At 63.1% G+C, this 26,780-nt stretch carries 27 protein-coding genes; 12 read left to right on the top strand and 15 right to left on the bottom strand.

Features of this window, described 5'->3' with window-relative positions:
- The first annotated feature begins 359 nt into the window (after positions 1 to 359).
- Positions 360 to 1,733 carry an NAD(P)-binding domain-containing protein gene (locus tag ACVOMB_RS15660; protein WP_481532022.1) on the top strand — a complete coding sequence of 458 codons (1,374 nt, stop codon included), beginning with the start codon at positions 360 to 362 and terminating at the stop codon, positions 1,731 to 1,733.
- Between the two features lie 15 nt (positions 1,734 to 1,748).
- Here ACVOMB_RS15660 and ACVOMB_RS15655 read toward each other — a convergent pair whose 3' ends face one another.
- The 12 genes from ACVOMB_RS15655 to asnS all read right to left on the bottom strand — a co-directional run bounded on the left by ACVOMB_RS15655 (position 1,749) and on the right by asnS (position 12,014).
- On the bottom strand, positions 1,749 to 2,303 hold the full coding sequence (locus ACVOMB_RS15655) for a DUF2939 domain-containing protein (RefSeq protein WP_481532021.1): 555 nt from the start codon (positions 2,301 to 2,303) through the stop codon (positions 1,749 to 1,751).
- A gap of 19 nt (positions 2,304 to 2,322) precedes the next feature.
- On the bottom strand, positions 2,323 to 2,796 hold the full coding sequence (locus ACVOMB_RS15650; protein ID WP_481532020.1) for an SRPBCC family protein: 474 nt from the start codon (positions 2,794 to 2,796) through the stop codon (positions 2,323 to 2,325).
- A 71-nt stretch (positions 2,797 to 2,867) separates the two neighbouring features.
- The gene (locus tag ACVOMB_RS15645) at positions 2,868 to 3,554 is read right to left on the bottom strand and encodes a DUF2461 domain-containing protein (protein ID WP_481532019.1); all 687 of its coding nucleotides are present in this window, start codon (positions 3,552 to 3,554) and stop codon (positions 2,868 to 2,870) included.
- On the bottom strand, positions 3,551 to 4,990 hold the full coding sequence (gene sbcB, locus ACVOMB_RS15640; protein ID WP_481532018.1) for an exodeoxyribonuclease I: 1,440 nt from the start codon (positions 4,988 to 4,990) through the stop codon (positions 3,551 to 3,553). Before sbcB ends, ACVOMB_RS15645 begins: the two co-directional genes overlap by 4 nt.
- Positions 4,990 to 6,360 (bottom strand): FAD-dependent oxidoreductase, encoded by a 1,371-nt coding sequence (locus tag ACVOMB_RS15635; RefSeq protein ID WP_481532017.1) that lies wholly within the window; start codon positions 6,358 to 6,360, stop codon positions 4,990 to 4,992. The genes sbcB and ACVOMB_RS15635 overlap by 1 nt, the downstream gene beginning before the upstream one ends.
- An 18-nt stretch (positions 6,361 to 6,378) precedes the next feature.
- Positions 6,379 to 7,653, bottom strand: coding sequence for a kynureninase (gene kynU / locus ACVOMB_RS15630; protein WP_481532016.1), 1,275 nt, complete (start codon positions 7,651 to 7,653; stop codon positions 6,379 to 6,381).
- Positions 7,654 to 7,703: 50 nt separating this feature from the next.
- Positions 7,704 to 8,231 (bottom strand): 3-hydroxyanthranilate 3,4-dioxygenase, encoded by a 528-nt coding sequence (locus ACVOMB_RS15625; RefSeq protein ID WP_481532015.1) that lies wholly within the window; start codon positions 8,229 to 8,231, stop codon positions 7,704 to 7,706.
- Between the two features lie 346 nt (positions 8,232 to 8,577).
- Positions 8,578 to 9,240, bottom strand: coding sequence for a carbonate dehydratase (gene can / locus ACVOMB_RS15620; protein WP_481532014.1), 663 nt, complete (start codon positions 9,238 to 9,240; stop codon positions 8,578 to 8,580).
- 81 nt (positions 9,241 to 9,321) lie between these two features.
- Complete coding sequence (locus ACVOMB_RS15615) at positions 9,322 to 9,966, bottom strand: FMN-binding negative transcriptional regulator (RefSeq protein WP_481532013.1); 645 nt, start codon at positions 9,964 to 9,966, stop codon at positions 9,322 to 9,324.
- 7 nt (positions 9,967 to 9,973) lie between these two features.
- Entirely contained in the window at positions 9,974 to 10,285 is a 312-nt protein-coding gene (locus ACVOMB_RS15610; protein WP_481532012.1) for a hypothetical protein, read from the bottom strand.
- Positions 10,282 to 10,587, bottom strand: coding sequence for a hypothetical protein (locus tag ACVOMB_RS15605; RefSeq protein ID WP_481532011.1), 306 nt, complete (start codon positions 10,585 to 10,587; stop codon positions 10,282 to 10,284). Before ACVOMB_RS15605 ends, ACVOMB_RS15610 begins: the two co-directional genes overlap by 4 nt.
- 32 nt (positions 10,588 to 10,619) lie before the next feature.
- Positions 10,620 to 12,014, bottom strand: coding sequence for an asparagine--tRNA ligase (gene asnS / locus ACVOMB_RS15600; protein ID WP_481532010.1), 1,395 nt, complete (start codon positions 12,012 to 12,014; stop codon positions 10,620 to 10,622).
- 149 nt (positions 12,015 to 12,163) lie between these two features.
- On the opposite strand from asnS, the gene ACVOMB_RS15595 reads away from it, so the two are divergent.
- Entirely contained in the window at positions 12,164 to 12,502 is a 339-nt protein-coding gene (locus ACVOMB_RS15595; protein WP_481532009.1) for a HesB/IscA family protein, read from the top strand.
- A 194-nt stretch (positions 12,503 to 12,696) separates the two neighbouring features.
- Here the strand turns inward: ACVOMB_RS15595 and ACVOMB_RS15590 are convergent, their stop codons facing one another.
- The 3 genes from ACVOMB_RS15590 to ACVOMB_RS15580 form a co-directional block, all read right to left on the bottom strand.
- Positions 12,697 to 13,011 (bottom strand): type II toxin-antitoxin system RelE/ParE family toxin, encoded by a 315-nt coding sequence (locus tag ACVOMB_RS15590; protein ID WP_481532008.1) that lies wholly within the window; start codon positions 13,009 to 13,011, stop codon positions 12,697 to 12,699.
- A gap of 10 nt (positions 13,012 to 13,021) precedes the next feature.
- On the bottom strand, positions 13,022 to 13,258 hold the full coding sequence (locus tag ACVOMB_RS15585; RefSeq protein WP_481532007.1) for a ribbon-helix-helix domain-containing protein: 237 nt from the start codon (positions 13,256 to 13,258) through the stop codon (positions 13,022 to 13,024).
- 92 nt (positions 13,259 to 13,350) lie between these two features.
- Positions 13,351 to 14,577, bottom strand: a complete 1,227-nt coding sequence (locus ACVOMB_RS15580) for an MFS transporter (RefSeq protein ID WP_481532006.1) — start codon at positions 14,575 to 14,577, stop codon at positions 13,351 to 13,353.
- Positions 14,578 to 14,825: 248 nt separating this feature from the next.
- Here ACVOMB_RS15580 and rpsF point away from each other — a divergent pair, with 248 nt between their 5' ends.
- The 10 genes from rpsF to mtnA all read left to right on the top strand — a co-directional run bounded on the left by rpsF (position 14,826) and on the right by mtnA (position 26,632).
- Complete coding sequence (gene rpsF, locus ACVOMB_RS15575; RefSeq protein WP_282266085.1) at positions 14,826 to 15,257, top strand: 30S ribosomal protein S6; 432 nt, start codon at positions 14,826 to 14,828, stop codon at positions 15,255 to 15,257.
- A gap of 11 nt (positions 15,258 to 15,268) precedes the next feature.
- Positions 15,269 to 15,499, top strand: coding sequence for a 30S ribosomal protein S18 (gene rpsR / locus ACVOMB_RS15570; protein WP_002804494.1), 231 nt, complete (start codon positions 15,269 to 15,271; stop codon positions 15,497 to 15,499).
- A 144-nt stretch (positions 15,500 to 15,643) separates the two neighbouring features.
- A complete protein-coding gene (gene rplI / locus ACVOMB_RS15565; protein WP_481532005.1) occupies positions 15,644 to 16,093 on the top strand; it encodes a 50S ribosomal protein L9 in 450 nt (149 codons plus the stop codon).
- A 231-nt stretch (positions 16,094 to 16,324) separates the two neighbouring features.
- Positions 16,325 to 19,828: a chromosome segregation protein SMC gene (smc, locus tag ACVOMB_RS15560; RefSeq protein ID WP_481532004.1), complete on the top strand. Its 3,504-nt coding sequence runs from the start codon at positions 16,325 to 16,327 to the stop codon at positions 19,826 to 19,828.
- A gap of 48 nt (positions 19,829 to 19,876) precedes the next feature.
- Positions 19,877 to 20,617 (top strand): cell division protein ZipA, encoded by a 741-nt coding sequence (gene zipA / locus ACVOMB_RS15555; RefSeq protein WP_481532003.1) that lies wholly within the window; start codon positions 19,877 to 19,879, stop codon positions 20,615 to 20,617.
- Positions 20,618 to 20,804: 187 nt separating this feature from the next.
- Positions 20,805 to 23,282: an NAD-dependent DNA ligase LigA gene (ligA, locus tag ACVOMB_RS15550; protein WP_481532002.1), complete on the top strand. Its 2,478-nt coding sequence runs from the start codon at positions 20,805 to 20,807 to the stop codon at positions 23,280 to 23,282.
- Positions 23,279 to 23,755 carry an N-acetyltransferase family protein gene (locus ACVOMB_RS15545; RefSeq protein WP_481532001.1) on the top strand — a complete coding sequence of 159 codons (477 nt, stop codon included), beginning with the start codon at positions 23,279 to 23,281 and terminating at the stop codon, positions 23,753 to 23,755. The genes ligA and ACVOMB_RS15545 overlap by 4 nt, the downstream gene beginning before the upstream one ends.
- Positions 23,752 to 24,699 (top strand): EF-P lysine aminoacylase EpmA, encoded by a 948-nt coding sequence (gene epmA / locus ACVOMB_RS15540; RefSeq protein WP_481532000.1) that lies wholly within the window; start codon positions 23,752 to 23,754, stop codon positions 24,697 to 24,699. Before ACVOMB_RS15545 ends, epmA begins: the two co-directional genes overlap by 4 nt.
- 122 nt (positions 24,700 to 24,821) lie before the next feature.
- Positions 24,822 to 25,505 (top strand): DUF3011 domain-containing protein, encoded by a 684-nt coding sequence (locus tag ACVOMB_RS15535; RefSeq protein ID WP_481531999.1) that lies wholly within the window; start codon positions 24,822 to 24,824, stop codon positions 25,503 to 25,505.
- Between the two features lie 62 nt (positions 25,506 to 25,567).
- A complete protein-coding gene (mtnA, locus tag ACVOMB_RS15530; protein ID WP_481531998.1) occupies positions 25,568 to 26,632 on the top strand; it encodes an S-methyl-5-thioribose-1-phosphate isomerase in 1,065 nt (354 codons plus the stop codon).
- Positions 26,633 to 26,780: the final 148 nt, after the last annotated feature.

The following is a 26,780-nucleotide window of genomic DNA, read 5'->3' as shown; positions in this document are numbered from 1 at the left end:
GGCTTACGCCGCTCCTACAAAAGCTCGATTTGCAGCCATACATTCCCCACATGCTAGGATGAAGGCGCTTTCGCGGGTTCCCAGCTGAACCAGCGGCAATCCTGCCGCGCCCTGATCTGCACGAATGCAGCAGATCCCTCCCGCACTGCACCCACCCGGTGATCCAGGGGCGGGGCCTGTTCCCCGACCGGTAGCGTCATGTACCTGCCATTCCCTAATGCGCTGCCTTGCGTGGCGGCCGGGTGTTTCGCGCGTCGCGCGGGACTGGACGCATTGTCTCTCCTGCACGGCGCATAACGCGCCCTTGCGCAGTGCCGTCGCGTTTACGCGATTGCAGCTACACAGGAGAAACAACCCGAATGACCATGCGTATCGCCATTCTTGGAGCCGGCCCGAGCGGCTTGGCGCAACTTCGTGCCTTTGAATCCGCCCGTCGAGGTGGGGCTGAAGTGCCAGAGATCGTCTGCTTCGAAAAGCAATCCGATCTCGGCGGGATGTGGAACTACACATGGCGTACCGGGCTGGATGCTTATGGCGAACCCGTACATGGCAGCATGTACCGCTACCTCTGGTCGAACGGCCCGAAGGAAGCGCTGGAGTTTGCCGACTACAGTTTCGAAGAGCATTTTGGCCGCCCGATCGCCTCCTATCCGCCACGCGCCGTGTTGCGCGACTACATCATGGGCCGCATCGAAAAGAGCGGCGTGCGTGATCAGATCCGCTTCAACATGGCGGTGCAATGGGTCGACTATTCGGAAGAAACCGAGCGCTTCACGGTCACCGTCCGTGACCTGAAGAAAGACGAGCTGCTGACCGAGGAATTCGATCGGGTGATCGTTGCCACCGGGCATTTCTCCACGCCGAACGCGCCATTCTTCGAGGGCGTGGATCGTTTCCCCGGCCGCGTTTTGCACGCGCATGATTTCCGCGATGCCTGTGAATTCGCAGACAAGGATCTGCTGCTGGTGGGCTCCAGCTATTCGGCCGAGGACATCGGCACGCAGTGCTACAAGTACGGAGCCAAGTCCGTCACTTTCAGCTATCGAAGTGCTGCAACCGGTTATGACTGGCCAGCGGCCTTTGAAGAAAAGCCCCTGTTGCAGCGAGTCGAGGGCAACACCGCGCACTTCATCGATGGCAGCAGCAAGGAGGTGGATGCCATCGTGCTGTGCACCGGCTACCAGCATCATTTCCCGTTCCTTCCCGATGCATTGACCTTGCGCACCCGCAATCGACTGTACCCGGGTGATCTGTACAAAGGCGTGTTCTGGATCGACAACCCCAAGCTGATCTATCTGGGCATGCAGGACCAGTACTACACCTTCAACATGTTCGATGCGCAGGCCTGGTATGCGCGCGACGTGATCCTCGGCAGGATCGCGCTGCCGACCACCGATGCAATGCGTGCTGACAGTGGAGCCTGGTTGGCGCGCGAGGAGGCGACGACATCGGCCGAGCAGGACATCGACTTTCAGACCGGGTACGTGCGTGATCTGCTTGATGCCACCGACTATCCGGACTTCAACGTCGAGGCCGTGGCCACGCTGTTCAAGCAGTGGAAGCACGACAAGAAGGACGACATCCTCGGCTACCGCAACTACAGCTACCGTTCGGTGCTGACCGGTACGCTGGCGCCACTGCATCACACGCCCTGGATGCAGGCGATGGATGATTCACTGGATGCCTTCCTCGCTGACAGCGAGGTCGAAGAAGCGCCGCGCAGGATTGCCTGACGGAACCGGCGCCGGTCAGCCCGGCGCCTGTCCCAGTGGCAGCACGATATTGGTCAGGCGCCAGCGCAGCCCTTGGCGGCTGAGCACGAACACGACCTCGCGGCCATCTTCCAAATGGGTGGTGGCGGTGTAGCGCGACAGCGATTCGTAATGGCCAGTGGTATTGGCCAGCGGCTTGGCCGGCGAAGGCGCTGCCCAGGTGTCGCCGCCGACGGTGTCGCCGATGGCCCGCTTCCACAGGCTGTCACCCTGCAGCAGGGCGGCAATGCCCAGCGGGGTGACGAAGGTATCCACGCCGGCGCCGGTCAGGTTGCCGGCCATGCCCAGTGCTACCTGGCCGAACAGACTGGACTGTATGTCGCTGCCGGCGCGGCGCACGATGTAATCGTTGACCTGCGCCTTGATGTTGACCCGCACCGCGCCGAAGTCGACATGCCGCGCCAGCTTGCCGGTGTCGCGCTGTTCGATGGCTTGGCTGATGCCTCTGATTGCCAGATAGGGGCCGCCGATGACGTACGCGGCCAGCAGCACTGCCATGGCGATGACGGCGGCGAGTATCCACTTCTTCATTGCGTTGCTGTCCTCGATATCAGGAATGTGTGGGGATGCTTGCTTCGGCCCAGCGGCGCAGCATCACCAGTGTTTCGGCCCAGGCCTGGCTGCAGAAACCCAGGTACTCACTGTCGCCGTTCCAGCCCAGATGGTGGAACTCCACTACGGTCATCGGCTCGCCTTCATGCGGCAGGCCGCGCCAGGCGCCGGGGCTGGCCCGGCGTGACAGGTCAAAGCGGATCTCGGTACCGGTCCAGGCCGAGGCCGGGCTCTGTGGCGGGTGGCGGCTGATCACTTCCCAGCGGATGCAGCGCTCGGGGATGATCTCCAGCTCCTTCAGCGCAACCACGCCATGACCGGAACCGGGGTTGTGGCTGATCACGGTGTCGCCGTCGATGAGCGATTGCTGGTGCGGAATCCACCAGTGGCTCAGTCCCTCGGCGCTGGCCAAGCCGCTGTAGACGGTGGCCAGCGGGGCATCGATCCATACTTGCAGGTGGATGCTGGTCATGGCGGCTTCCTGTCGAAGGTTGCCGTCAAGCGTGCCGCAAACCAGGTTGGTTTGCGTGAAGCCCGCGCTAATCAGAATTCCAGGTCCAGCGCTGCGCACAGGTAGTCGACGAACGGACCGAGTGCGGCCAGGTCTTTGGCCAGTGTCTGGCGCAGGCGCGGGCCAGTTATCATTTCGTCGTCCAGGGAACGCCACAGTACCCAGTTGCGGTGTTTGAGGTCGTCGATGAACTCGAAATCGGCCGGGAAGCCGCGCGGCGGTCGCACAAGCTTTTCGCTGCTTTCGAATTCGTAGCGCTTGCGCGTGGCCGGCGCATGGGCGGCGGCCTTCCAGCTGCCGGGGTTGTCGAGGATGAACTGACGCAGGCGGCGCTGTACGTCCGGTTCCGGGTGCCAGATGCCAGCGCCGACGAAGCTCTCGCCGGGCGCCAGATGGATGTAATACGACGGCGCCGGTACCTGCTTGCGACGCTCATGGAACAGGCGTGCACCCTGCCAGGTCTTGTAGGGTGCCTTGTCGTGGGAGAAGCGCGAATCACGGTAGATGCGGAACAGCGAGCCGCCAACGGTGCGCGGATCGGCCTGGAAGTGCGTGCTGACCTCGCTGAGGTCTGGCTGCAGATCGGTGATCAGGCGCAGGAAGGGCTGGCGCACATGATCTTCGTACTGCTGCTTGTGCTCGGCAAACCAGGTCTTGTCGTTATGGCGTGCCAGCGCTTTGAGGAACTTGAAGCTGGCATCGCTGAAATACTGGGTCATGGTGTGTCCTGCAGGGTATGGCGCCACTGGTCCAAAGCATCCAGCAAGGCCAGTGAGGCCGGGTTGTCCTTGTGTTCTTCGCGCAATTGGGCGATCTGCGCGATGTACTCGGGCAAGGTCTGCTCGGCCATGCCCGGGGTAGTGAAACGCTGCTGACGATACGCATCCCAGCGTGAGCGCGCGGTCGCGTCCAGGGTTTGCGGGTGATTGCGCGCGCGGTAGCGGAACAGCAGTTCGGGCAGGCGCGGATCGCGGAAGCGCTGCTCAAGCTCGGCCAGTGCTTCTGGCGGCGCAGTGCGCACCTTGCTGAGCAGGCCCTTGTCGCCTTCAGCCAGGAAGCCGTCGTACAGCGAGGCGTCGGCATCGACCGGGCCGTCATTCGTGCGTTCACGGGCAAACACCTGGCGGGCCTTCTCGGCCAGCTGCGGGGCAAGCGCACGCAGCTTCTCGGCCTTGGCTTCAATCACCGCCGGATCGATGGCCAGGCGCGCGAAGTCGGCATCGCGCAGGTGGTTCCAGGCGACCAGTGCCGGCACCTTGTTGAGGTGCACTTCCTTCAGTGGAATGCGTTGCTGGCCCTCGGGCAGGTCGGCGGCGCGGGTGTAAAGGCGCGCGGTGATCTCTTCGACCGACAGTTCCAGCAGTGGCTCGATATCGCCTTCCAGGTCGAACACGATCACCCGGTTGTTGATGTGAGGATGACGGGCCAGCGGCAGTACAGGTGCCGCGCACAGGCGGCTGGCCGGGTAGCGCATCGAGATGTGCAGCACCGGTTCCATCGCCACTACATCAAGCAGGCTGCCAACGTAGCGCTTGTCGCGCAGGCGCAGCGCGTAGTCCCACATGCGCGGCTGCGCCTCACGGAAGCGCCGGGCCATGCCGATGGTGGCGTAGACGTCAGACAGCGCTTCGTGGGCATCGCCTTCGCGCACGTCATTGGCCAGCGCCAGGTGTTCGAGCTTGAACGAGGTCGCGCCGTCTTCGCGCTTGGGCCAGTTGATGCCGTCCGGGCGCAGTGCGTGCACCAGTCGCAGCATGTCGAGCAGGTCCCAGCGCGAGTTGCCGCTGCGCCACTCGCGCTCGTAGGGATCATGGAAGTTACGAAACAAGCCGTAGCGCACGAACTCATCATCGAAGCGCAGGGTGTTATAGCCCAGCGTGCAGGTCTGTGGTTTGCTCATCAACTCGTTGATGCGGGCGAAGGCCTCGGCCTCGCTGACGCCTTCGGCCAGTGCATGCTGCGGGGTGATGCCGGTGATCAAGGTGGCAATCGGCGAGGGCAGCAGGTCGTCGGCCGGCTTGACGTAGAAGCTGACCGGTTCGTCGATGACTTTCAGGTTGGCATCGGTACGCACCGCAGCGAACTGGGCGATGCGGGTGCGGCGCGGGTCCTGGCCAAAGGTTTCCAGGTCGTAGAACAGGAAGCTCTCGGCCATCAGTGCGCTCCTTCCAGTACCGGCAGTTGGGTATGGACGATCTGCCCCAGCGCAGCCCAGTCGATGTTGTCCAGCGAATCGTGACCGGCGGTGGCCTCGGCAAGGATGGTCTGCTGCAGACAGGTGCGCTCTAGCGCCACCGCATACGGCGTGTGCAGGAAAGTGACCATCGTGTAATGCGGCACGAAGCGGGTCGGCCAGCGCGCCTGCAGCGCCTGTTCCAGCTCGCGCTGCAGCAGGTAGCTGGGATCGGCAACGCGGTCGCGCATTTCCAGATAGTTGTCCAAGGCCATCTGCTGGATGGCGATGGCGTTGGGCTTGCGTTCGGCTTCAAATGCGGCGAAGGCTTCTTCCGTGCCCGGATGCTCGGCCAGGCAGCGCGCCAGCACCACACAGTCTTCGAATGCGCAGTTCATGCCCTGGCCGTGGAACGGCACCATTGCATGTGCGGCATCGCCAATCAGTACCGCCTTGCCACGCTGATGCCAGCGTTCCAGATACAACGTGCCGAGCAGGCCAGGCGGATGCTGGTCCCAATCGGTGCGCAGGTCAGGTATCACCGGCAGTGCATCAGCGAAGTCACGCTGGAACAATGCTTCTGCTTCGGCACCGCTGCGCACTGTGGCGAAGCTGGGCTCGCCTTCGTTGGGCAGGAACAGGGTGACGGTGAACGTGCCTTCGTCATTGGGCAGGGCGATGCACATGTAGTTGCCGCGCGGCCAGATGTGCAGGGCGTTGGCTTCGATCTGGAAGCTGCCGTCTGCTGCTGGCGGAATCTCCAGTTCCTTGTACGAATGATCGAGGAACTCGATGCGCTCGCCCAGCGGGAGCTTGCGGTTCATTGCCGCACGCAGCGCCGAACCGGCACCATCGGCACCAATCAGCGGCGTGTTGAAGTGGATATCGTGCGGCTGGTCGTCGCGGTCATCGATGAAGCGCGCATAGCCGGCATCGAAGTCTACGGTGTGCAGACGGCGGTGGAAATGCACAGTTGCACCGGCTTCTTCGGCCAGTTGCAGCAAGGTGGTGTTGAGGTCCTTGCGGTGTACTGACCAGATCACTTCGCTGTCATCGCGCCCGTAGCGCTGCAGATCGGGCGCACCCTCACGCGGATGCACCATGCGCCCGCGCATCATCACCGCCTTGGCCATCACCTCGTCTTCGACGCCTGCCTGGCGCAAGGCATTGCGGCCACGTTCGGCCAGTGCGAGATTGATCGAGCGGCCGGACTCGTAGTCAGCGATACGCGGATCACCGCGCCGTTCGTAGACCGTGATTTTCCAACCCTGCCGCGACAGCAGGATAGCGAGCAGGGAGCCGGCCAAGCCGGCGCCGATCAGGGTGAGACTGCGTGGGGTGGGGGTATTCAAGTCACAGGATTCCGTTGGTCAGACGCCAGCCCAGGTTTCCACTTCATCGACGAAGCGGTAGACATCGCTGTAGCGGTTGTACAGGGGCGTGGGCGAGATGCGGATGACATCGGGCTCGCGCCAGTCGCCGAGCACGCCAACCGATTGCAGGTACTCGAACAGCGAGCGGCCTTGCGCGCGGCCACCGGCCACGCGCAAGGACAGCTGGCAGCCCCGGCGCTCGGGTTCGGCAGGAGTGATGATCTGCAGCACATGGTCCAGGCGCGCACGCACCATGGTTTCCAGATAGCCGGTGATCTTCAGTGACTTCGTGCGCAGCGCGTCCATGCCGGCTTCGTCGTACAGCGCCAGGGATGCACGCAGTGGAGCGAGGCCGAGTACCGGCGGGTTGCTCAGCTGCCAGCCTTCGGCACCAAGTTCCGGCACGAACTCCGGTGCCATCTGGAAGCGGGTGGCCTGCTCATGGCCCCACCAGCCGGCGAAACGCGGCAATGAGGTGTCCTTGGCATGGCGCTCGTGCACGAAGGCGCCGGCAACCGCACCCGGACCGGCATTCAAATATTTGTAGTGGCACCACACCGCGAAATCAGGTGCGACCTCGTGCAGGTTCAACGGCACGTTGCCGACCGAGTGGGCGAGATCGAAGCCGATGTTGGCGCCTTGCGCACGGGCGAGGCGGGTGATCGCATCGAGGTCGAATACCTGGCCAGTGCGATATTGCACGCCCGGCCACAGCACCAGCGCGACGCGCTTGCCGTGCGCGTTGATGGCCTGCTCGATGGCCAGCATGGAGATGGTGCCGTTGGCTTCGTCCGGTTGCACTTCGATCAGATCGGTGGCCGGATTGAAGCCATGGAAGCGGATCTGTGCCTCGACCGCGTGGCGGTCGGTCGGGAAGGCGCCGGCTTCCATCAGGATCGCCGGACGTTCGCTGCTCGGGCGATAGAAGCTGACCATCATCAGGTGCAGGTTCACGCTCAGCGTGTTCATCGCAACCACTTCATGCGGCAGTGCGCCAACCACGCCGGCCAGCGAATCGCGCACCAGTCGGTGATAACTCAACCATTGCGTCGGGCCGGTGAAGTGGCCTTCGACGGCGATGCGGCCCCATTGATCCATCACTTCCTGCACCATCGCCTGGGCGCCGCGTGGCTGCAGGCCCAGCGAATTGCCGACGAAGTAGGTTTGATCGGTACCTTGGTGCCGAGGAATCAGGAACTGGCTGCGCAGATGGCGCAGCGGATCGGCGGCATCAAGCGCGGTGGCGTGGGCAGGTGACAGCGTTTCGTTCATCGGTGCGGACACGTCGAGGATGTACCCGCAGTGTAACCGCGCCCGGCCACTCAGACCTCGGGCGTGGCCGGTTTGGGCAGTGGATGTACGGCCCCGCATTGTGTGCAGGTACGGTGTTCGGTGGATGCATGGAACCGGTCGAAGACCTTGGGCAGATCGGTCTCGATGTTCTTCAGGTGGAAGAACTCTTCGTACAGCTTGTGGTTGCACGCCTGGCAGAACCACATGAAGCCATCGAGCTCATGGTCCAGACGCTTGCGCTCGACGACCAGGCCGATCGAGCCGGGCATGCGCTGCGGCGAATGCGGCACGCGTGGCGGCAGCAGGAAGATCTCGCCGGCGCGGATCGGGATGTCGCGCACTGCGCCATCTTCCTGCACGCGCAGCACCATCTCGCCTTCAAGTTGGAAGAACCATTCCGGGCCTTCGTCCCAGTGGTAATCGTTGCGGCTGTTGGGGCCGGCAACCACCATGACGATGAAGTCACCGTTCTCGATCATCTTGTTGCCGACTGGCGGCTTCAGGAGATGGCGGTGTTCTTCGATCCAGCCGAGCAGGTTCAGGGGTAGGGGGAGCATGCGGGGCCTGTTTGGCGTGGGGCTGGGGGTGTTTTGGAGGGGGGGGCTGTTGCGGCTTTGGCCTTGCTCTTGCTCTTGCTGTTGCTCTGGTTGTTGCTCTGGCTCTGGCTCTGGCTCTGGCTGTTGCTTTGGCTCTGGCTGTTGCTTTGGCTTTGCTCTGGCTTCTGCTCTGTCCCTTCTCCCGCACGCGGGAGAAGGTGCCCGAAGGGCGGATGAGGGCAGGGTTTTGACTTGGCTTGGGCGGTAGGCCCTCACCCCCAGCCCCTCTCCCGCAAGCGGGAGAGGGGAGGAAGCCTAGCTCCGGTTGGGACTTGGGAAGCACAACTCCGGCAGGATTTTCCTCCGCTCAGTGCCGTTTGCCTTTGCGCGGTACGAACGAAAGTGCTTTTTCATACGCAGGCTGCAACTCCTCCGGTGCACCCACGTCAATACCCATTTCGCTGACCCGGCCGTCGCGCAGGCTGTAGACCCAGCCGTGCACCATCAGTTTCTGGCCGCGGGCCCAGGCATCCTGGACGATGGTCGAGCGGCAGGCGTTCACTACCTGCTCGATCACGTTCAACTCGCACAGGCGCGCGTGGCGCAGCTCCGGGTCGTCGATCTGCGACAGGATGTCGTCATGCTTCTGTGCAACGTCGCCGACGTGGCGCAGCCAGTTGTCGGCCAGGCCGACGCGTACCTTGTTCAAGGCCGCATGCACACCGCCGCAGCCGTAATGGCCGACGATCAGGATGTGTTTGATCTTGAGCTGGTCCACCGCGTACTGGATAACGCTCAGGCAGTTCAGGTCGGTATGCACCACCACGTTGGCGATGTTGCGATGGACGAAGATCTCGCCCGGTGCCATGCCGATGATCTGGTTGGCCGGTACCCGCGAATCGGAGCAGCCGATCCACAGGTATTCGGGGCTCTGCTGCTTGGCCAGCTGATGGAAGAACTCGGGATCTTCTTTCTCGATCCGGTCCGCCCATTCGCGGTTCTTCAGCAGCAGGTTATGGATGTCTTTCATGGTGAAGCTTCCCTTGCGATCTTGAGGGGTAGGGCGCTGCCGGGAGTGTTGATGGCGGCGTCGCGGGAAACGGGGCGCAGCTCAGTCATCGTGCTGGTCGCCGTGCTCACTGCGGTAAAGCTGCATCCACTGCGCCAGTTCGCGGGCATCGGGGGTGTCCAGAGCCTGCAAGGCCTCGATCACCGCCAGTTGGTTTGCCTGCGGATGGTTCTGGCTCAACTTCAGCTTGATCTGGATCTGCTGCACGTCCAGGCGGAAGCCTACGATGGCGCGCAGCGAAGGGGCGTGATCATCCAGGCTGGAGTCAAACTGCCAATCCTGGCCGACGCTGGTCTCGAAGAAGTCGCTGGTGTCTGACAGCAGCTGAGACAGCGCAGAGGTGTCGTCAAAGCTGTGCAGCTCGCCGATCAGTTCGGCCGCGGCGTAGTTCCAGGTAGGAACGCGCGCAGCGCTTTCCTTGTCCGGATACCAGCTGGCCGAGACATAGCCTTGCGGGCCGTTGACCAGCACCTTGGCGTGGCCGAGATGTCGCGATTGCTTGTTGGCCTTGGCCCAATGGCCAACCAGTTCCACCTTGTCGCCTTCGCGCCGGTACAGCACCGGCAGCCGGGTCAGTTCGGGCAGTCCATCGTCGCCGGTGGTGAGCAAAGTCACGAACGGGTCGCGCGCCAGCAAGCGGTCGAGCCAGAGCAGGTCGGTCTCTACAAAAACGCGCTGGGCGAACACGGAGTGCTTAGACCCGGGTGCCGAGCAGTTGCACCATACGTTCGCGCAAGCTGTCGTCATCACCTTGCGGCGGCGCTACTTCGTGCAGCGAGAAGCCGCGATGCAGTGCGTCCTCTTCGTCCAGACCGTCAAAGGCGACGAACTCGGCGTCGAACAGCTGCGCGCGAGCGGTGTCTTCGCTGTCGTAGCTCAACGTGTTGCCATCGCTGTCCAGGATCTCGGCGGTGCCGCCCGGACGCACCCGCAGGCGCGCCCAGATCAGGGTGCCGCCGAGCTGTGCCAGCCACCACTGGTCGGGAATGTTTTCGAAATCAGTCATTTCATTACCTGCGAAAAAAGCCACAACAGCAGTGCCATGCCCAGCCCGCCGAGCATCACCAGCAGGGCGATGCGGGCGGGTGAGGCCAACCCCGATAGCGAGCGGTCGGCGATGCCGGTAAAGCCCCGCCCCAGCAGCCAGCGCAGGCACTCTGGTTTAAGAAAGGCGCCGGCGCCGAATTCGGTCGCCAGCGCTGGATGCCGGTCGCGGATATGGACCAGCGTCAACGGCCAGAAAATCAGGAAGGCGCTGAGGCCGGCAATGGCCACGCCGACAAAGCAAAGAGCGAAGAACAAGGTCAACGGCACCGCCTCCTGTTACTGGATCAGATGAATCAGTACTCCGCCGAACCCGGTGCGCGCGGGTAGGGGATTGCATCGCGGATGTTGGACAGGCCGCAGACGTAAACCACCAGACGCTCGAAGCCCAGGCCGAAGCCGGCGTGCGGCACCGAACCGTAGCGACGGAAATCGCGATACCACTGGTAGTGGTCCGGATCCAGGCCGAACTGCGCCATGCGCGCGTCGAGCACGTTGAGGCGTTCTTCGCGCTGGCTGCCGCCGATGATCTCGCCAATGCCCGGGGCCAGCACGTCCATCGCGGCGACGGTCTTGCCGTCGTCGTTCAGGCGCATGTAGAAGGCCTTGAAGTGTTCCGGGTAGTTGGTCACCACCACCGGGCGGCCGACGTGTTCTTCGGTCAACCAACGTTCGTGTTCGGTCTGCAGGTCCAGACCCCATTCGACCGGGTAATCGAACTTCTTGCCGGACTTCTGCAGCAGGCTGATCGCATCGGTGTACTCGATGCGTTCGAACGGTGCGTTGACGAAGGCTTCCAGGCGGGTGATGGCGTCCTTCTGCACGCGCTCGGCGATGAAGGCCATGTCGTCGGCACGCTCGTCGAGCACCGCGCGGAACAGGTACTTCAGGAACTCTTCGGCCACACGCGCGTTTTCGGCCAGATCGGCGAAGGCGATTTCCGGCTCCACCATCCAGAACTCGGCCAGGTGGCGGGTGGTGTGGCTGTTTTCGGCGCGGAAGGTCGGGCCGAAGGTGTAGACCTTGCTCAGTGCCAGGCAGTAAGCCTCGACGTTGAGCTGTCCGGACACGGTCAGGAAGGTTTCCTTGCCGAAGAAGTCACGGCTGAAATCAATCTGGCCATCGCTGGTGCGCGGCAGGTTGGCCATGTCCAGCGTGGAGACGCGGAACATCTGGCCTGCACCCTCGGCGTCGGAGGTGGTGACGATGGGCGTGCTGATCCAGTAGAAGCCGTTCTCGTGGAAGTAACGGTGCACAGCCTTGGACAGGCAGTCGCGGATACGGGTGACTGCGCCGAACAGGTTGGTACGCGGGCGCAGGTGCGCCACTTCGCGCAGGAACTCCGGCGTCATCGGCTTGGGCTGGATCGGGTAGGTCAGCGGGTCTTCGACCCAGCCGACGATTTCGAGGCTTTGCGCCTGGATCTCGAAGCTCTGGCCCTTGCCCTGCGACTTGACCAGGGTGCCGGTGGCGATCACCGAGCAGCTCGGGGTCAGCTTCTTGATGTCTTCGAAATTGGACAGCGCTTCGGTGGCCACGACCTGGATCGGGGCAAAGCCCGAGCCATCGCTGACGTTGACGAAGGCCAGTCCAGCCGAGCCGCGCACCGTGCGGACCCACCCGCGGACTGTGACTTCTCCGCCTTCCGGGAACTTCCCGGCAAGGGCGTGTGCAACGCTGACCACCGTCATGACTTGAATCCTCTGTTGATCGACTCGATCTGTGAATGCGAGATTTTAGCGGCTCCGGGCCCGGGCAGGCGAGCATTTATCTACGCTTGCAGTCCGGCGGGTCGCCCACATCTATAATTGGACCGTAATTCTGCTGGAGTCGCCCCAACATGGCTGTTCATCTGACCCCCATCGCCCATTCCCGCGTGCAGCGCTTCGTCAGCGGCACCCCGGGTGCGCTGGGCCTGCGTTTTGGCGTGACCCGTACCGGTTGCTCGGGTTGGGGTCACATTACCGACCTGGCCAAGGATGAGCGCGAGGGCGACACCGTGTTCGAACAGGACGGCGTGCGCATCTACGTGGACGCACAGAGTCTGCCGCTGGTGGATGGCACCGAGATCGACTTCGGCAAGCAGGGCCTGAGCGAGACGTTTACCTTCAAGAATCCCAACGCAGCGGCCGAATGCGGTTGCGGCGAGAGCTTCACCACCGACGACATGCACCGCTGAGCAAGGCGGCTGCGGGCCTTTGCTGGATGGTGGGAGCGGCGTAAGCCGCGAAGCAGGTCTGGTGTCGGAGCCAGAGGGGCCGGCATCACGAAACGCCTCCCCCTGTGGCGCCGAGCCATGCTCGGCTGGAGCATCCCCGGCGATGTCCGGGAATGTGCATATAGCCCCTGCCGAGCATGGCTCGGCACTACGGGCTAGGTTCCGAAATCTTGGCTGAACCTGTCCATCTGGTGCATCCGTGAATGCAGGATCGTGACGACACCGATGTCCCCGTTGGAGAGCCGTCGCCAATACACGACATGCTGTTCGTAGCGGAAGAAAAAGCCATCAATGCCGAACTCGCCTGGAATCGGTCTTGATGGCGTAAGCCGTGACGAAACGCCGTCCAGCGCCTCGAACAATCCGTTGATGTAGCGCTCCGCCTGTTCTTCGCTCCAATGGTCCCGTGTGTAGCGGTAGATCTCGTCAAGCCGGTAGGACGCGGCTTCCTGGATTCTGATCTGGGCCATGATCCGGTGTTTAGCGTCGGTTACGGGCGATGACCTCGGCTGCCGTCAACGGCTGGTACGACGATTCCGGCGCGGCGTAGGCGTGAGCCAGCTCTGTCCTGAGTCGTTCGAAAGTTTCCGCCTCGGCGCGCTCCTTGTCGCGTCGGATCAAGTCGCGCATGTATTCGCTGACGTTTTCATAGGCGCCGTGCTCCCCCACGTTGGCGGCCACGAAGTCACTCAAAGGTCCGCTGAGGCGAACCGTCATGGTCGTGGTGCTTGCTCGTGACATTGAGGGTCTCCGGTTGCGGCTGTATTCAATACTATGCCTTATTGAATACGAGTGCCGTCTACGCCTGTTCAGCTGTCCAGGCAGGGGCTTGCGGTCTGGGTGGGGACGTTGGTGCGGCGCTGCAACATCACCGCAATACCCCACAGCAACAAGCCTACGGCCGCGGTCGCCGCGCCGACGTAGCCGGTGGAGGCGTGGCCGTATCCAGCGCCAATCGCCATGCCACCCAGCCAAGGGCCCAGCGCATTTGCCGTATTGAAGGCGGCGTGGTTGGATGCGGCAGCCAAGGTCTGTGCCTCGCCGGCGGCGTCCATCAGGCGGGTCTGCAGGGCCACGGCCAGAGCGCCCATCGTACCCACGGCGATGATTGCCGGCACCATCGCCCAGGCCGTGTTCGCGGCCAGCGGGAACAGCAGCAGCACGACGATGGACCAGGCCAGCAGCAGGCCGGCGGCGCGGAACTGCAGCCGGTCGACCAGCTTGCCGCCAGCAATATTGCCGATGATCGCGCCGACGCCGAACAGGCCGACCGCGACCGGCATCCAGCGCTCGTTGATCCCGGTGACGTTGACCAGGGTTGGCGCCAGATAGGTGAACACACAGAACATGCCGGCAAAGCCGATCGCGCCGATGGCCAGTGCCAGCCAGACCTGGGTGGTGTTGAAGGCGCGCAGTTCGCGCAGCGGCGAGGTGCGGATCTCGCTGGGGTCGGCTGGCAGCTGTCGCGCAACCATCGTCACCGTGGCAAGCGCCAGCAGGCTGACCAGTACGAAGGCGCTGCGCCAGTTGAATTGCTGGCCCAGCCAGGTGGTCAGCGGGTTGCCCAGCAGGATGGCGATGGATAGGCCCAGCAGTACCTTGGAGACGGCAGCGCCGCGCTGTTCCGGTGGGCTGATCGAGGCGGCCACCAGCATGGCCACGCCGAAATAGGCGCCATGCGGCAGGCCGGCGACGAATCGGGCCAGCAGCATCGTGTGGTAGCTCGGTGCCAGTGCACTGGCGAGGTTGCCGATGGCGTAGAAGCCCATCAGCCATAGCAGCAGGCTGCGGCGCTGCAGGCTGGCGCCGGCAAAGGCCAGCAGCGGTGCGCCGACCACCACGCCGATGGCGTATGCGCTGATCAGATGCCCGACCTGGGCTTCAGTAATTGCCAGGCCGCGGCTGATTTCCAGCATCAGGCCCATGCTTGCGAACTCGCTGGTGCCGATTGCGAACCCGCCCAATGAGAGCGCGATGAGAATGAAGGTGCGCTGGCGCGGGGTCAGCTGCGCTGCCAGAGAAAGCGTGGAGTTCACGTCGGGCGGTCCGGGAGTGCGTGGAATCGGTTACATAGTGTACTGTTGCGACGCAGCATCCGTGGCGGCCGAGACCCGTTCCGGCGCCGGATACTGTGTTGCACAGGCCGGGGCAACTTGCCTCCAGTTCACTTCCAGTGGATAATGCCCGGCTTCCTGCGCTCCAAGTGCAGGATCCCTTGCCCCACCGCAAAGCACAGCGGGGGGCTGTCCAGCCCGTCAGGGCTATATCCGAAAGGTATAAAAACATGAGTCGTCATTACGAAGTCGTGTTCCTGGTCCACCCGGATCAGAGCGAACAGGTCCCCGCCATGATCGAGCGCTACAAGGCGCTGGTCGAAGCCGGCAACGGCACCATCCACCGTCTGGAAGATTGGGGCCGTCGTCAGCTGGCTTACCCGATCCAGAACCTGGTGAAGGCTCACTATGTTCTGCTGAACATCGAAGCCGACCAGGCAGTTCTGAACGAACTGACCGAGAGCTTCCGCTTCAACGACGCCGTGCTGCGCAACCTGGTCATCAAGCGTGACGAGGCTGACACCGAGCAGTCGCTGATCATGAAGAGCAAGGACGAGAAGGGTGACAAGCCCGAGCGTGGCGAGCGCCGTCGTCGTGACGACGAAGAAGGTGCATCTTCCAACAATGACGAAGCCGGCGACGACGCCGCTTCTGCTGAATAAGGAGCACTTTCATGTCCAAGTTCTTCCGCCGTCGTAAGTTCTGCAAGTTCACCGCTGAAGGCGTGAAAGAGATCGATTACAAGGATCTCAACACCCTGCGTCAGTACCTGACCGAGAACGGCAAGATCGTTCCGAGCCGCGTGACCGGCACCAAGTCCAAGTACCAGCGCCAGCTGGCTACGGCCGTCAAGCGCGCCCGTTTCCTGGCCCTGATCCCGTACACGGACAACCACGACGTCTAATCCGATTTTTCGGAGGAACCCGCATTCGCTGCGGGTTCTCGACAGGAAATCCGGCCTTGGCCGGATTTTCCGTACCCACCGTCCTATTCGGACAGCAAGCGTTGCGGAGCCATTGGCGCCGCTAACGAATAACGGAGCTACACCATGAAGCTGATTCTTATCCAGAAAGTGACCAACCTCGGCGGCCTGGGCGACCTGGTTGACGTGAAGCCGGGCTACGGCCGCAACTTCCTCGTGCCGCAGGGCAAGGCCGTTCCGGCCACCGCGACCAACATCGCCGAGTTCGAAGCCAAGCGTGCTGAGTACGAAGCCAAGGCACAGGCCTCGCACAACGGTGCTGAAGCCCGCGCTGCCAAGTTCGAAGGCGCCAGCGTCACCATCGCTGCGCACGCTTCGACCGAAGGCAAGCTGTACGGTTCGGTTGGCCCGCGTGATATCGCTGAAGCCTTCACCGCTGCCGGCCTTGAGCTGAACAAGAGCGAAGTGATCATGGGCGAAGGCGCTTTCCGCAATGTTGGCGAGTTCGACGTCATCGTCAAGCTGCACGCCGACGTGGAAGCCACCGTCAAGGTCATCGTCGAATCCGACGCTTGATTCTGCCGGACTGGTTGTAAAGAACGGGCGCCGCAAGGCGCCCGTTTCTTTTGGCCGGCTGGTTGGTCTGACCACCGGCGGCCATGGGTGTCGCTATACTCGGTTGCCAGTGCCGTGCTTTGGCTGTTGAATTCCACGGAATATCAATGACTTGAGCGCGGGAAGGGAACCTCCGGAACCTCATTCCGGGTGTCGGCAGTTGCTGCCGATGTCCGCCAACAGCCCGATTCCATGCGTCTATCCACGATCAAGCTCTCCGGTTTCAAGTCGTTCGTCGATCCCACGACCTTGCACCTGCCAACCAATATGACCGGCGTCGTCGGTCCCAATGGCTGTGGCAAGTCCAACATCATCGATGCAGTGCGCTGGGTGATGGGCGAGAGCTCAGCCAGCCGCCTGCGTGGCGACTCGCTGACCGACGTGATCTTCTCCGGCTCGGCGGGGCGTAAGCCGGTGTCGCAGGCGACGGTGGAGCTGATCTTCGACAACGCTGACCACACCATCTCCGGCGAGTACGCCTCGTTCAACGAGATCTCGGTCAAGCGCACGGTCAGCCGTGATGGCAGCAGCAACTATTATTTGAACGGCACCAAATGCCGCCGCCGCGATATCACCGATCTGTTCCTGGGCACCGGGCTTGGCCCGCGCAGCTACTCGATCATCGAGCAGGGCATGATCAGCCAGATCATCGAGGCGCGCCCGGAAGACCTGCGCGTGTATCTGGAAGAAGCCGCAGGCATCTCCAAGTACAAGGAGCGGCGCAAGGAAACCGAAACCCGCATCCGTCACACCCGCGAAAACCTCGATCGCCTCAACGACCTGCGCGAAGAAATCGGCAAGCAGCTCGAGCACCTGAAGCGTCAGGCGCGGCAGGCCGAGCAGTACCAGGCGCTGCAGGAAGAGCGCCGGGTCAAGGATGCGGAATGGAAGGCGCTGGAATACCGCGGCCTTGACGGCCGTCTGGGTGGTCTGCGCGAGGCGCTTTCACGCGAAGAGACCAAGCTGCAGCAGCTGATCGCCGAACAGCGTGATGCAGAAACCCGCATTGAAACCGGCCGCGTGCGTCGCGAAGAGGCGGCCGAGAATTTGAACAAGGCGCAGGCCGATGTCTACCAGGTGGGCAGCACCCTGGCGCGGCTTGAGCAGCAGATCCACCACCAACGGGAAATGGCGCAGCGCCTGCACAAGGCGCGCGATGAAACCCGTCAGGCGCTGTCCGAACTTGGCCAGCACATCAGCGGCGATGAAGCCAAGTTGATCGTGTTGCGTGAGTCAGTGGAGAACGCCGAGCCGCAGCTGGAGCAGTTGCAGGAAGACAACGAGATCCGCCAGGAAGCCCTGCGCGAGGCCGAAGCCAAGTTGGCTGACTGGCAGCTGCGTTGGGAAGCGCATAACCGCAACACCTCCGAAGCGACCCGCTCCGGCGAGGTCGAGCGTACCCGCGTGGATTACCTGGATAAACAAGTCCTCGAAGCCGACCGCCGCCGGGAGGCCTTGCAGGCAGAGCGCGCCGGTCTGGATCTGGATGCGCTGGCCGAAGCCTTCGAGCAGCTGCAGCTGGAGCACGAAACCCAGAAGACCGCGCTGGAAACCTTGAGCGCACAGGTCGAGCTGCGCAAGGAATCGGTGGCGGCACTGCAGGAGCAACAGCGTGCCGGGCAATCGGAACTGGCCGATGTGCGTAAGCAGGCGCAGTCGGCACGCGGCAGGTTGTCTTCACTGGAAACGCTGCAGCAGGCTGCGCTTGGTCAGGAGCAGGGCGCAGCGGCAGCATGGCTGAAAGCACGTGGGCTGGATTCGGCCGCACGTGTTGGCGAGCGCATCACCGTTGAAGGCGGCTGGGAAAACGCGGTTGAGAGTGCGCTCGGTCAGCTGATCGAAGGCGTGCTGGTGGATGCACCGGAAGCCTTGGTTGATGCGCTGGCTGAGCTGGGCGAAGGGCGCATCGCGCTGGTTGCCGATGCAGACGGCAAGGCTGACTTCGCGGCGAGCTCATTGGCGGCAAAAGTGCAGGGGCCGTTGGCGATACGCCGCCTGCTGGCGCATCTGCATGGCGCTGAGGATCTGGCGCAGGCACAGCAATTGCAGCGCCAGCTTGGCGACAGCGAATCGGTGATCACCCGCAGCGGTGAGCGTCTGGGGCAGGGCTGGGTGCGTTTGTCGCGCTCCGGCGCAGCCGAGCAAGGCGCCTTGCTGCGTGAGCGCGAGATCGTCACCTTGCGCGAGCAGATCGAAACCCTGCAGGAACGTGAGGGCGCATTGGAACAGCAGTTGGCCGCCTTGCGTGACCAGCTGTTGGCTGCCGAGCAGCAGCGCGAAGACGTGCAGCGCTCGCTGTATCAAGCGCATCGCGCCGGGTCCGAACTTGCTGGGCAGCTGCAGAGCCAGCAGGGTAAGTTGGAATCCACGCGCACGCGCATCGAACGTATCGAAGGCGAGTTGGCGCAGTTGCTGGAAACCCTGGAGGCCAGTCGCGAACAGGCCACCGAGGCGCGTCTGCGACTGGATGAGGCGGTCTCCAGTATGGGCGACCTGGAATCTGCCCGGCACGCGCTGGAAAGCGAGCGCAGGCAGATGAGCGATGCGCGCGATCAATCACGCGATGCGGCGCGCAATGTGCGCGACAGCATGCACGCGCTGGCGTTGACGCTGGAGTCGCAGCGTACCCAGATCAGCTCGCTGAGCCACGCGTTGGAGCGCATGGGTAGCCAGCGCGGTCAGCTCGACTCGCGCCTTGGTGAACTGCATTCGCAGCTGGACGAAGGCGATACGCCGGTCCACAGCCTGGAAGCAGAGCACCAGAATGCATTGGCCGAACGCGTCCGCGTCGACCGCGTGCTGGCCGAGGCGCGTACCTTGCTCGATGGCATTGACCATGAGTTGCGTGGCCTGGAGCAGACCCGCCATCAGCGCGACGAACAGTCGCTGGCGCAGCGTGAGCGTATTTCCCAGCGCAAGCTTGATCAGCAGGCCTTGGTGCTCAGCGCCGAGCAGCTGTCGGCTGCGGTGGAGAAGGCCGGCTTCGTGCTGCAGGACGTGATCAACACGCTGCCCGAAGATGCGCGCCTGTCGGATTGGGAATCAACGGTGCACCAGATCGACGGCCGCATGCGTCGACTGGAGCCGGTCAACCTGGCCGCGATCAGCGAGTACGGTGAGGCCTCGCAGCGTTCGGAGTATCTGGACGCGCAGAACACCGATCTGAACACCGCGCTGGAAACGCTGGAAGACGCCATCCGCAAGATCGATCGCGAAACCCGCGGTCGCTTCAAGGACACCTTCGACCGGGTCAATTCCGGCGTGCAGGCGCTGTATCCGCGCCTGTTCGGTGGCGGCCATGCCTACCTGGAACTGACTGGCGAAGATCTGCTCGATACCGGCGTGACCATCATGGCGCGACCGCCGGGCAAGCGAGTGTCCAATATCTCGCTGCTATCCGGCGGCGAGAAGGCGATGACTGCGGTGGCATTGGTGTTTGCCATCTTCCAGCTCAACCCGGCACCGTTCTGCCTGCTGGACGAGGTGGACGCACCGCTGGACGAGGCCAACGTCGGTCGTCTGGCCAATATGGTCAAGGAAATGAGTGAGAAGGTGCAGTTCCTGTTCGTCAGCCATAACAAGGCGACGATGGAGGCTGCGCACCAGTTGTCGGGCGTCACGATGCGCGAGCCGGGTGTCAGTCGACTGGTCAGTGTTGATCTGGAAGAGGCCGCCCGATTGGCGGGCGCGGCCTGACGTGCCATTCTTTAACCACCTGAACGATTAACCCGGAGACTGCAGCGCATGTCTGACACGGCACTGTTGCGTATCGGCATTCTGGTTGCCGGCGTTTTGCTGGTAGCGGCCATTTTCTTTTTCAGCCGGCCCAAGCGGCTGGCGCAAGGCAAACGCAAGGAGCCGGCCAGTGCTGAGCAACCGCGTCGCGAGCCAGTGCTGGGCGGTGCTGAGGGCACCACTGGCGCCGATGTGGGCGAGGGCGTTGCAGCTGCTGATGGCGTGACCCAGGCCGAGCTCGGTCTGCCGGACGTGGACGAAGGCAATCTCAGTGAGTTGGGCAAACGGCCCACCCAGGATTTCGACAAGATCGTCTCGCTATACGTGGCCGCCCGTTCCGGGCAGGTATTGCGTGGCGAGGACATCGTGGTCGCGGCGGAGAAGACCGGTCTGGTCTTTGGCTACATGAATGTGTTCCACCGTCTGGTGGAAGGGCATTCGGAGCGTGGTCCGATCTTCTCGATGGCCAGCATCATGAAGCCGGGCAGTTTCGACATGGGCAATATCCGTGAGATGGAAACTCCGGCCATCGCCTTCTTCCTGACCTTGCCGGCGCCAATGACCGCGCTCGATGCCTGGGAAAAGATGCTGCCGACCGTGCAGCGCATGGGTGAACTGCTGGATGGCGTGGTGCTGGATGACAGCCGCAATGCCCTGGGCCGGCAGCGCATCGCGCATATCCGCGATGATCTGCGTGCGTATGACCGCCAGCATCAGGCGCCGCCGCTGACCAAGTCGCCGCGTTGGTAAGGCTTTAAGAGCTACCCCTCCCCAACCCTCCCCTTGCGTACGGCAAAGGGAGGGGGCGTAGTTCTTCCCCCTCCCTTGCGCGCAGCGTAGGGGAGGGCCGGGGAGGGGGGCTGTTCGCAGTAGACATGGATGTCCTCGCACCACCCGCTTTTACCGCGCAAACACTCCGCGCAGGTAAAATCGCCGCATGAATCAAAACACCGCCGCCACCCAGCGCATCAGCGAACTCCGCCGCCAGCTGGCAGACGCCTCGCGTGCCTATCACGAGCACGACGAGCAGATCATCCCGGACGTCGAATACGACCGGTTGATGCGCGAGCTGGAAGCGCTCGAAGCAGCGCATCCGGAACTGGATAGTGCTGACTCGCCCAGCCATCAGGTCGGTGGCAAGCCATCATCGCGTTTCCCGGAAGTCGTGCATGCCGTGCCGATGCTGTCGCTGGGCAATGCCTTCAGCGACGCCGAAGTACATGACTTCGTGCGCCGCATCGATGAGCGCCTGCATCGCCGCGAACTGTTTTTCTCCGCTGAGCCCAAGCTCGACGGCCTGGCCATCAACCTGCGCTACGAGAATGGCGTGTTCGTGCAGGGCGCGACCCGCGGTGACGGCGCCACCGGCGAAGACGTCAGCGCCAATCTGCGCCAGATCAAGGTCATTCCGCAGCAACTGAGTGGTCAGGGTTGGCCCGAGGTGTTGGAGGTGCGAGGTGAGGTCTATATGCCGCGCGCCGACTTCGAACGTTACAACGAGCAGGCGCGCCTGCATGGTGGCAAGGTGCTGGCCAATCCGCGCAATGGCGCAGCCGGCTCGCTGCGTCAACTTGACCCGAAGATCAGCGCGCAGCGACCGTTGAGCTTCTACGCCTATGGTCTGGGTGAGGTGTCCGGTGGCGAGCTGCCTGAGACGCATTCGGCAACCTTGGCGCAGCTGGCACAGTGGGGCTTCCCTGTCAGCGATCTGTGCAAGGTGGTGCAGGGTGCCGAAGGTCTGCTCGCGTACTACCGTGATATCGGCGAGCGCCGCGACAGCCTGGCCTATGACATCGATGGCGTGGTCTACAAGCTCGATGACCGTGACGGCCAGCAGGAGATGGGCTTCGTCGCACGCGCGCCACGCTGGGCGATCGCGCACAAGTTCCCGGCGCAGGAACAGACCACCACGGTCGAGGCGATTGAGATTCAGATCGGTCGCACCGGCGCAGCAACGCCGGTTGCGCGGTTGAAGCCGGTGCATGTGGCCGGTGTCGTCGTCACCAACGCCACCTTGCACAATGCCGATCAGATCGCGCGTCTGGACGTGCGTGTCGGCGATGCGGTGATCGTGCGCCGTGCCGGCGATGTGATCCCGGAAGTGGTCAGCGTCATTGTTGATCGCCGCCCTGAAGGCACCACGCCGTGGCAGATGCCGCGTGCCTGCCCGGTGTGTGGTTCGGAGATCGTGCGCGAGGAAGGTGAGGCGGCGTGGCGCTGCTCCGGTGAGCTGAGCTGCCCGGCGCAGCGCAAGGAAGCCATTGCCCACTTCGCCTCGCGCAAGGCGATGGATATCGACGGGTTGGGCGACAAGTACATCGAGATCCTGGTGGATGCAGGCATCGTGCGCGGCGTCGCCGATCTGTATGCGCTCAATCGTGATCAGTTACTGGTGCTGAAGCTGGCGCTGGATGCCGACACACCTGAAGCACTCGCCTCGCAACTCGGCCTGCACCTGCAGCCGGAAGGCAGCGGTGGCACGCTCAATCGGATCCTCAAGCTGGATGCGAACGATCCGTCCTGGCGTGCGCAGGCCTTGTCGGTGCAGGCCAGCTTTGAGTGGAATACCAAGAAAATCGCCACCAAGTGGGCCGATAACTTGATCGCCGCGATTGCCGCCAGCCGCGACACCACGCTGGAGCGTCTGCTGTTTGCACTGGGCATCGAGCATGTGGGCGAAAGCACAGCCAAGGCCTTGTCGGCGTGGTTCGGTGATCTTGAGTTGATCCGTCACCTGCCGTGGCCGATGTTCAAGCGCGTGCCCGACATCGGTGGCGAAGTGGCTCGTTCGATTGGCCACTTCATGGCACAACCAGGCAACCAGCAGGCCATTGATGCATTGTTGGAGCGTGGCGTGCAGATCAGTGATACGCACGCGCCCAATGCCAAGCTGCGTGCCGATCTGAATCTGGCGACCTTGTTGGCGGATCTTGAGATTCCCAAGGTCACGCCGGTGCGCGCGCGCCAGCTGGCCGAGGCATTCCGCTCGACGGCAGCCATCCTCGATGAGGAGGCGCACAACTTCATGACCGCCGGTCTGCCGGCGGAAACCGCCAACGCGTTGGTTGCGTGGTTGAACGTTGATGCCAACGCGCAGCTGTTCAGTGCTGCTGGCGCAGCATTGGAGCGTTTGCTGGCGATCACGCCAGTGGAACAGCAACAGGTTGCCGGTGTGCTCGATGGCAAGACGGCGGTGCTGACCGGTACGCTGACGCAGATGGGCCGCGACGAGGCCAAGGCCAAGCTTGAGGCCCTGGGCGCCAAGGTCGCCGGCAGCGTCTCGAAGAAAACCAGTTTTGTGGTGGCCGGTACCGAAGCCGGCTCCAAGTTGGACAAGGCAAATGAGCTTGGTGTGGAAGTGTGGGACGAAGCGCGTCTGCTTGCCTTCCTTGCCGAGCACGGAGAACAGGTATGAGTGAGATCAAAGCGCGCTTGGCGCAATCGCAGGACTTCCCGCAGCTGATCGCGATGGTTCGCGACTTCTATGTGGAAGACCAGATTCCCTATATCGCCGAACGGGTGGAGCCGGGCCTGCACACGCTGCTGGAACAGCCGAGCTGCGGCGCGGCTTTGTTGTTGCTCGATGGCGACAGCGTGGTGGGCTATATCACCCTGGGCTGGTGCTTCAGCGTCGAACAGGGCGGCCGTTTCGTATTGCTGGATGAGCTGTATCTGGGCCCGGCAGCACGTGGTCGTGGCTGGGGCCGGCAGGCCTTGGCGCTTGCCCGCGACTGGGCCGCGGGGCAGGGTGCGGCGGTTATCCGGCTGGAGGTGAACCACCACAATGCCAAGGCCAAGTCGCTGTATTTATCGGCCGGCTACCGCGACGATGAGCGTGACATCCTGACCCTGTCGTTGGACGGGTCCTCTGGACGTTTGCACTCGTGATCGAGGCCCTGCGTCAGCGCGCACGCTTGAATGCACTGATCCGCGGCTTTTTTGCCGAGCGCGATGTGTTGGAAGTGGAAACGCCAATCATGTCGGCTGCCGGCAATACCGAGCCGAACATCGTGGGCTTCCAGACCCGCTTCAGCGGTCACGTCGATGCCGGTTCGCCACAGCGCTGGCTGCGCACTTCGCCGGAATATCCACTCAAGCGGCTGCTGGCTGCCGGCGTTGGTGATTGCTATGAACTGGGCCGGGTGTTCCGCAATGGCGAGGCCGGTGGCCGCCACAATCCCGAGTTCACCATGCTGGAGTGGTATCGGGTGGGTTGGGATCATCATCGGCTGATCGATGAAACCATTGCGCTGGTACAGCAGGCCTTGGCGATGGTGCAGCGTCCGTTGGCGTCAGTGCGCATCGTCAGCTACCGCGACCTGTTCATCCAGGCGGTGGCGCTGGATCCGTTCCTGAGTGACGAAGCGCAGCTACGTGCAGGTCTGGGCGAGGTCGGTATCCAGCCGGATGGCCTGACCCGCGATGACTGGTTGGATCTGCTGATGAGCCATCGCATCCAGGCGCAGTTCGCAGTCGACGCCATTACCGTGATTCATGACTGGCCGGCCAGCCAGGCCGCATTGGCGAAGATTCGTCCGGGTACACCGCCATTGGCTGAACGCTTTGAGCTTTATCTGGGCCCGGTTGAATTGGCCAACGGTTATCACGAGCTGAACGACGCGGTCGAGCAGCGCCAACGCTTCGAGCGCGATCTGGCGATCCGCGCGGCGCGCGGAGCTGAACAACCGCCCTTGGATGAGGCCTTTCTTGCCGCATTGCCGTCGTTGCCTGCCTGCGCCGGTGTTGCGGTTGGCGTGGACCGATTGCTGATGGCCTTGGCCGGTACGCCGCGTATCGGCGATGTACTGGCGTTTGATTTCGCCAACGCCTGATGCTGGTTTGCGCTGGATCATGGATCTGCAGCTTGGCAACGCAGATGATAATGCTTTGCTCACAATGACTCAGGCAGTGTGTGATCATCGGAATCCATCATGACCGAACAGGGGAGCGTCTGATGAAGCGGGTCTGCGGCTTGCTGCTATTGCTGGCGCCGACAGTACTGGCAGCCCAGGAATCTGCGCCAACAGCGGCGGACCGGCAGGTGGTGCGCTGCGAATCGGGTGAACAGTTGCGGACGTTCTGCCCGATGGATACCAGTGCTGGCGTGCAACTGGTTCGACAGCTGTCCAGGCGCGACTGTATCCGTGAGACCAGTTGGGGCGTTGAAGGCAATGCGGTTTGGGTGAGCCAGGGTTGCAGCGCTGAATTTGCCCGCCCGCAGGCTTCCAGTCGCACGACGCGCCGCGTGGTGCGCTGCGAATCAAAGGGGCGGACGGAGGTTTGCCCGGTGGTGTTGCGTGGTGCGCCAGTGCGCTTGTTGCGGCAGCAGTCGGTGCTGCCGTGCCGCGAAGGCCGCAGCTGGGGATACAGCGGCAAGGAAATCTGGGTCAGTCGCGGTTGCCAGGGGTTGTTCGAGGTTGGTGCCGAGGACGGCTCGGGCTTTGTGGATACCCCGCGCAGGGTGACCTGTGAGTCCAAGGGTGAGCTGCGGCGCGAATGCGGTGTCAGCGTGACCCGCAGGGTTACCTTGGTGGAGCAGCTGTCCAACGCCGCCTGCCGGGAGGGTGACAGCTGGGGCTGGGACCGCAATGGGATCTGGGTGGACAAGGGCTGCCGCGGCGAATTCTCTGCCGATTGAGCGAGGGCTGGCTGATCCGAGGTTATTGGTCCGTGCCGGGCAGCGCCGATTACAATGGGCGTATGAACGATACCCCCACCATTGATTACGCCCGTTACGACCATATCCGCCCAATCCGCTGGACCGGCGAGGCACTGGAACTGCTGGATCAGCGCAAATTGCCGTTTATCGTCGAGCACGTGCTGTGCCATGACAGCGATGCAGTTGCAGAAGCAATCCATGCCTTGACCGTGCGCGGTGCGCCCGCCATCGGTATCGCCGCAGCCTGGGGCGTGGTGTTGGCCGCGCGCGAGGTACAGGCCGATGACGGCGCGGCTGCGTTGCAGGTGTTGGCGCCGGCCCTGGATCGACTCAATGCCTCACGTCCTACCGCAGTCAACCTGGCTTGGGCGCTTGCACGCATGCGCCGCGCTTTGGTTGCCGCCGGTTCGGACTGGAAGCTGGTCGCCGCGCTTGAAGCACAGGCAATCGCCGATGAAGACCTTGCAGCCAACCGTCATATGGGCGCCTTGGGTGCAGCGTTGATTGCGCCGGGTAGTGGTGTGCTGACTCATTGCAACACCGGCTCGCTGGCCACTGCAGGCTTCGGTACCGCCTTGGGCGTGATCCGTGCTGGTGTGGCGCAGGACCGTATCGCCAAAGTGTTTGCTGGTGAAACCCGGCCGTGGTTGCAGGGCGCGCGTCTGACCGTGTGGGAGCTGCAGCAGGACGGTATCGACGCAACCTTGATTGCCGACTCGGCGGCCTCGCACCTGATGAAGACCGGTGCGGTGCAGTGGGTGATCGTCGGCGCCGACCGGATCTGCGCCAATGGCGACACGGCCAACAAGATCGGTACCTACCAGCTGGCCATTGCCGCGCGCCATCACGGTGTGAAGTTCATGGTGGTCGCCCCGTCTTCGACCGTGGACATGGGTACCGCCCATGGCGACGAGATCGAAATCGAACAGCGTGATCCGGGCGAGCTGTTCGGTGTGGGCGGTGTGCGTACCGTGGCCGAGGGCATTGCCGCCTGGAACCCGGTGTTTGACGTGACCCCGGGCGAGCTGATCGACGCCATCGTCACCGAACGCGGCGTGATCCTGAAGCCGGACCTGGCCACGATGTCTGCCGCGTTCGCCGACTGATGTAGTGCCGAGCCATGCTCGGCAGAAGCGCGTGAAGGTAGCAACTGTCTTGTCAGCCGGAGGCCATAGCGGCCTCCGCATCTCGTTTACGAGCATTGAGGATGACCAGCATCTTTCTCATAACCGCGACCAAGGCCACCTTGCCGGG

The sequence above is a fragment of the Stenotrophomonas sp. STEN018 genome (genome assembly GCF_056760235.1).
This window is presented reverse-complemented; position numbering and strand designations above follow the sequence as displayed.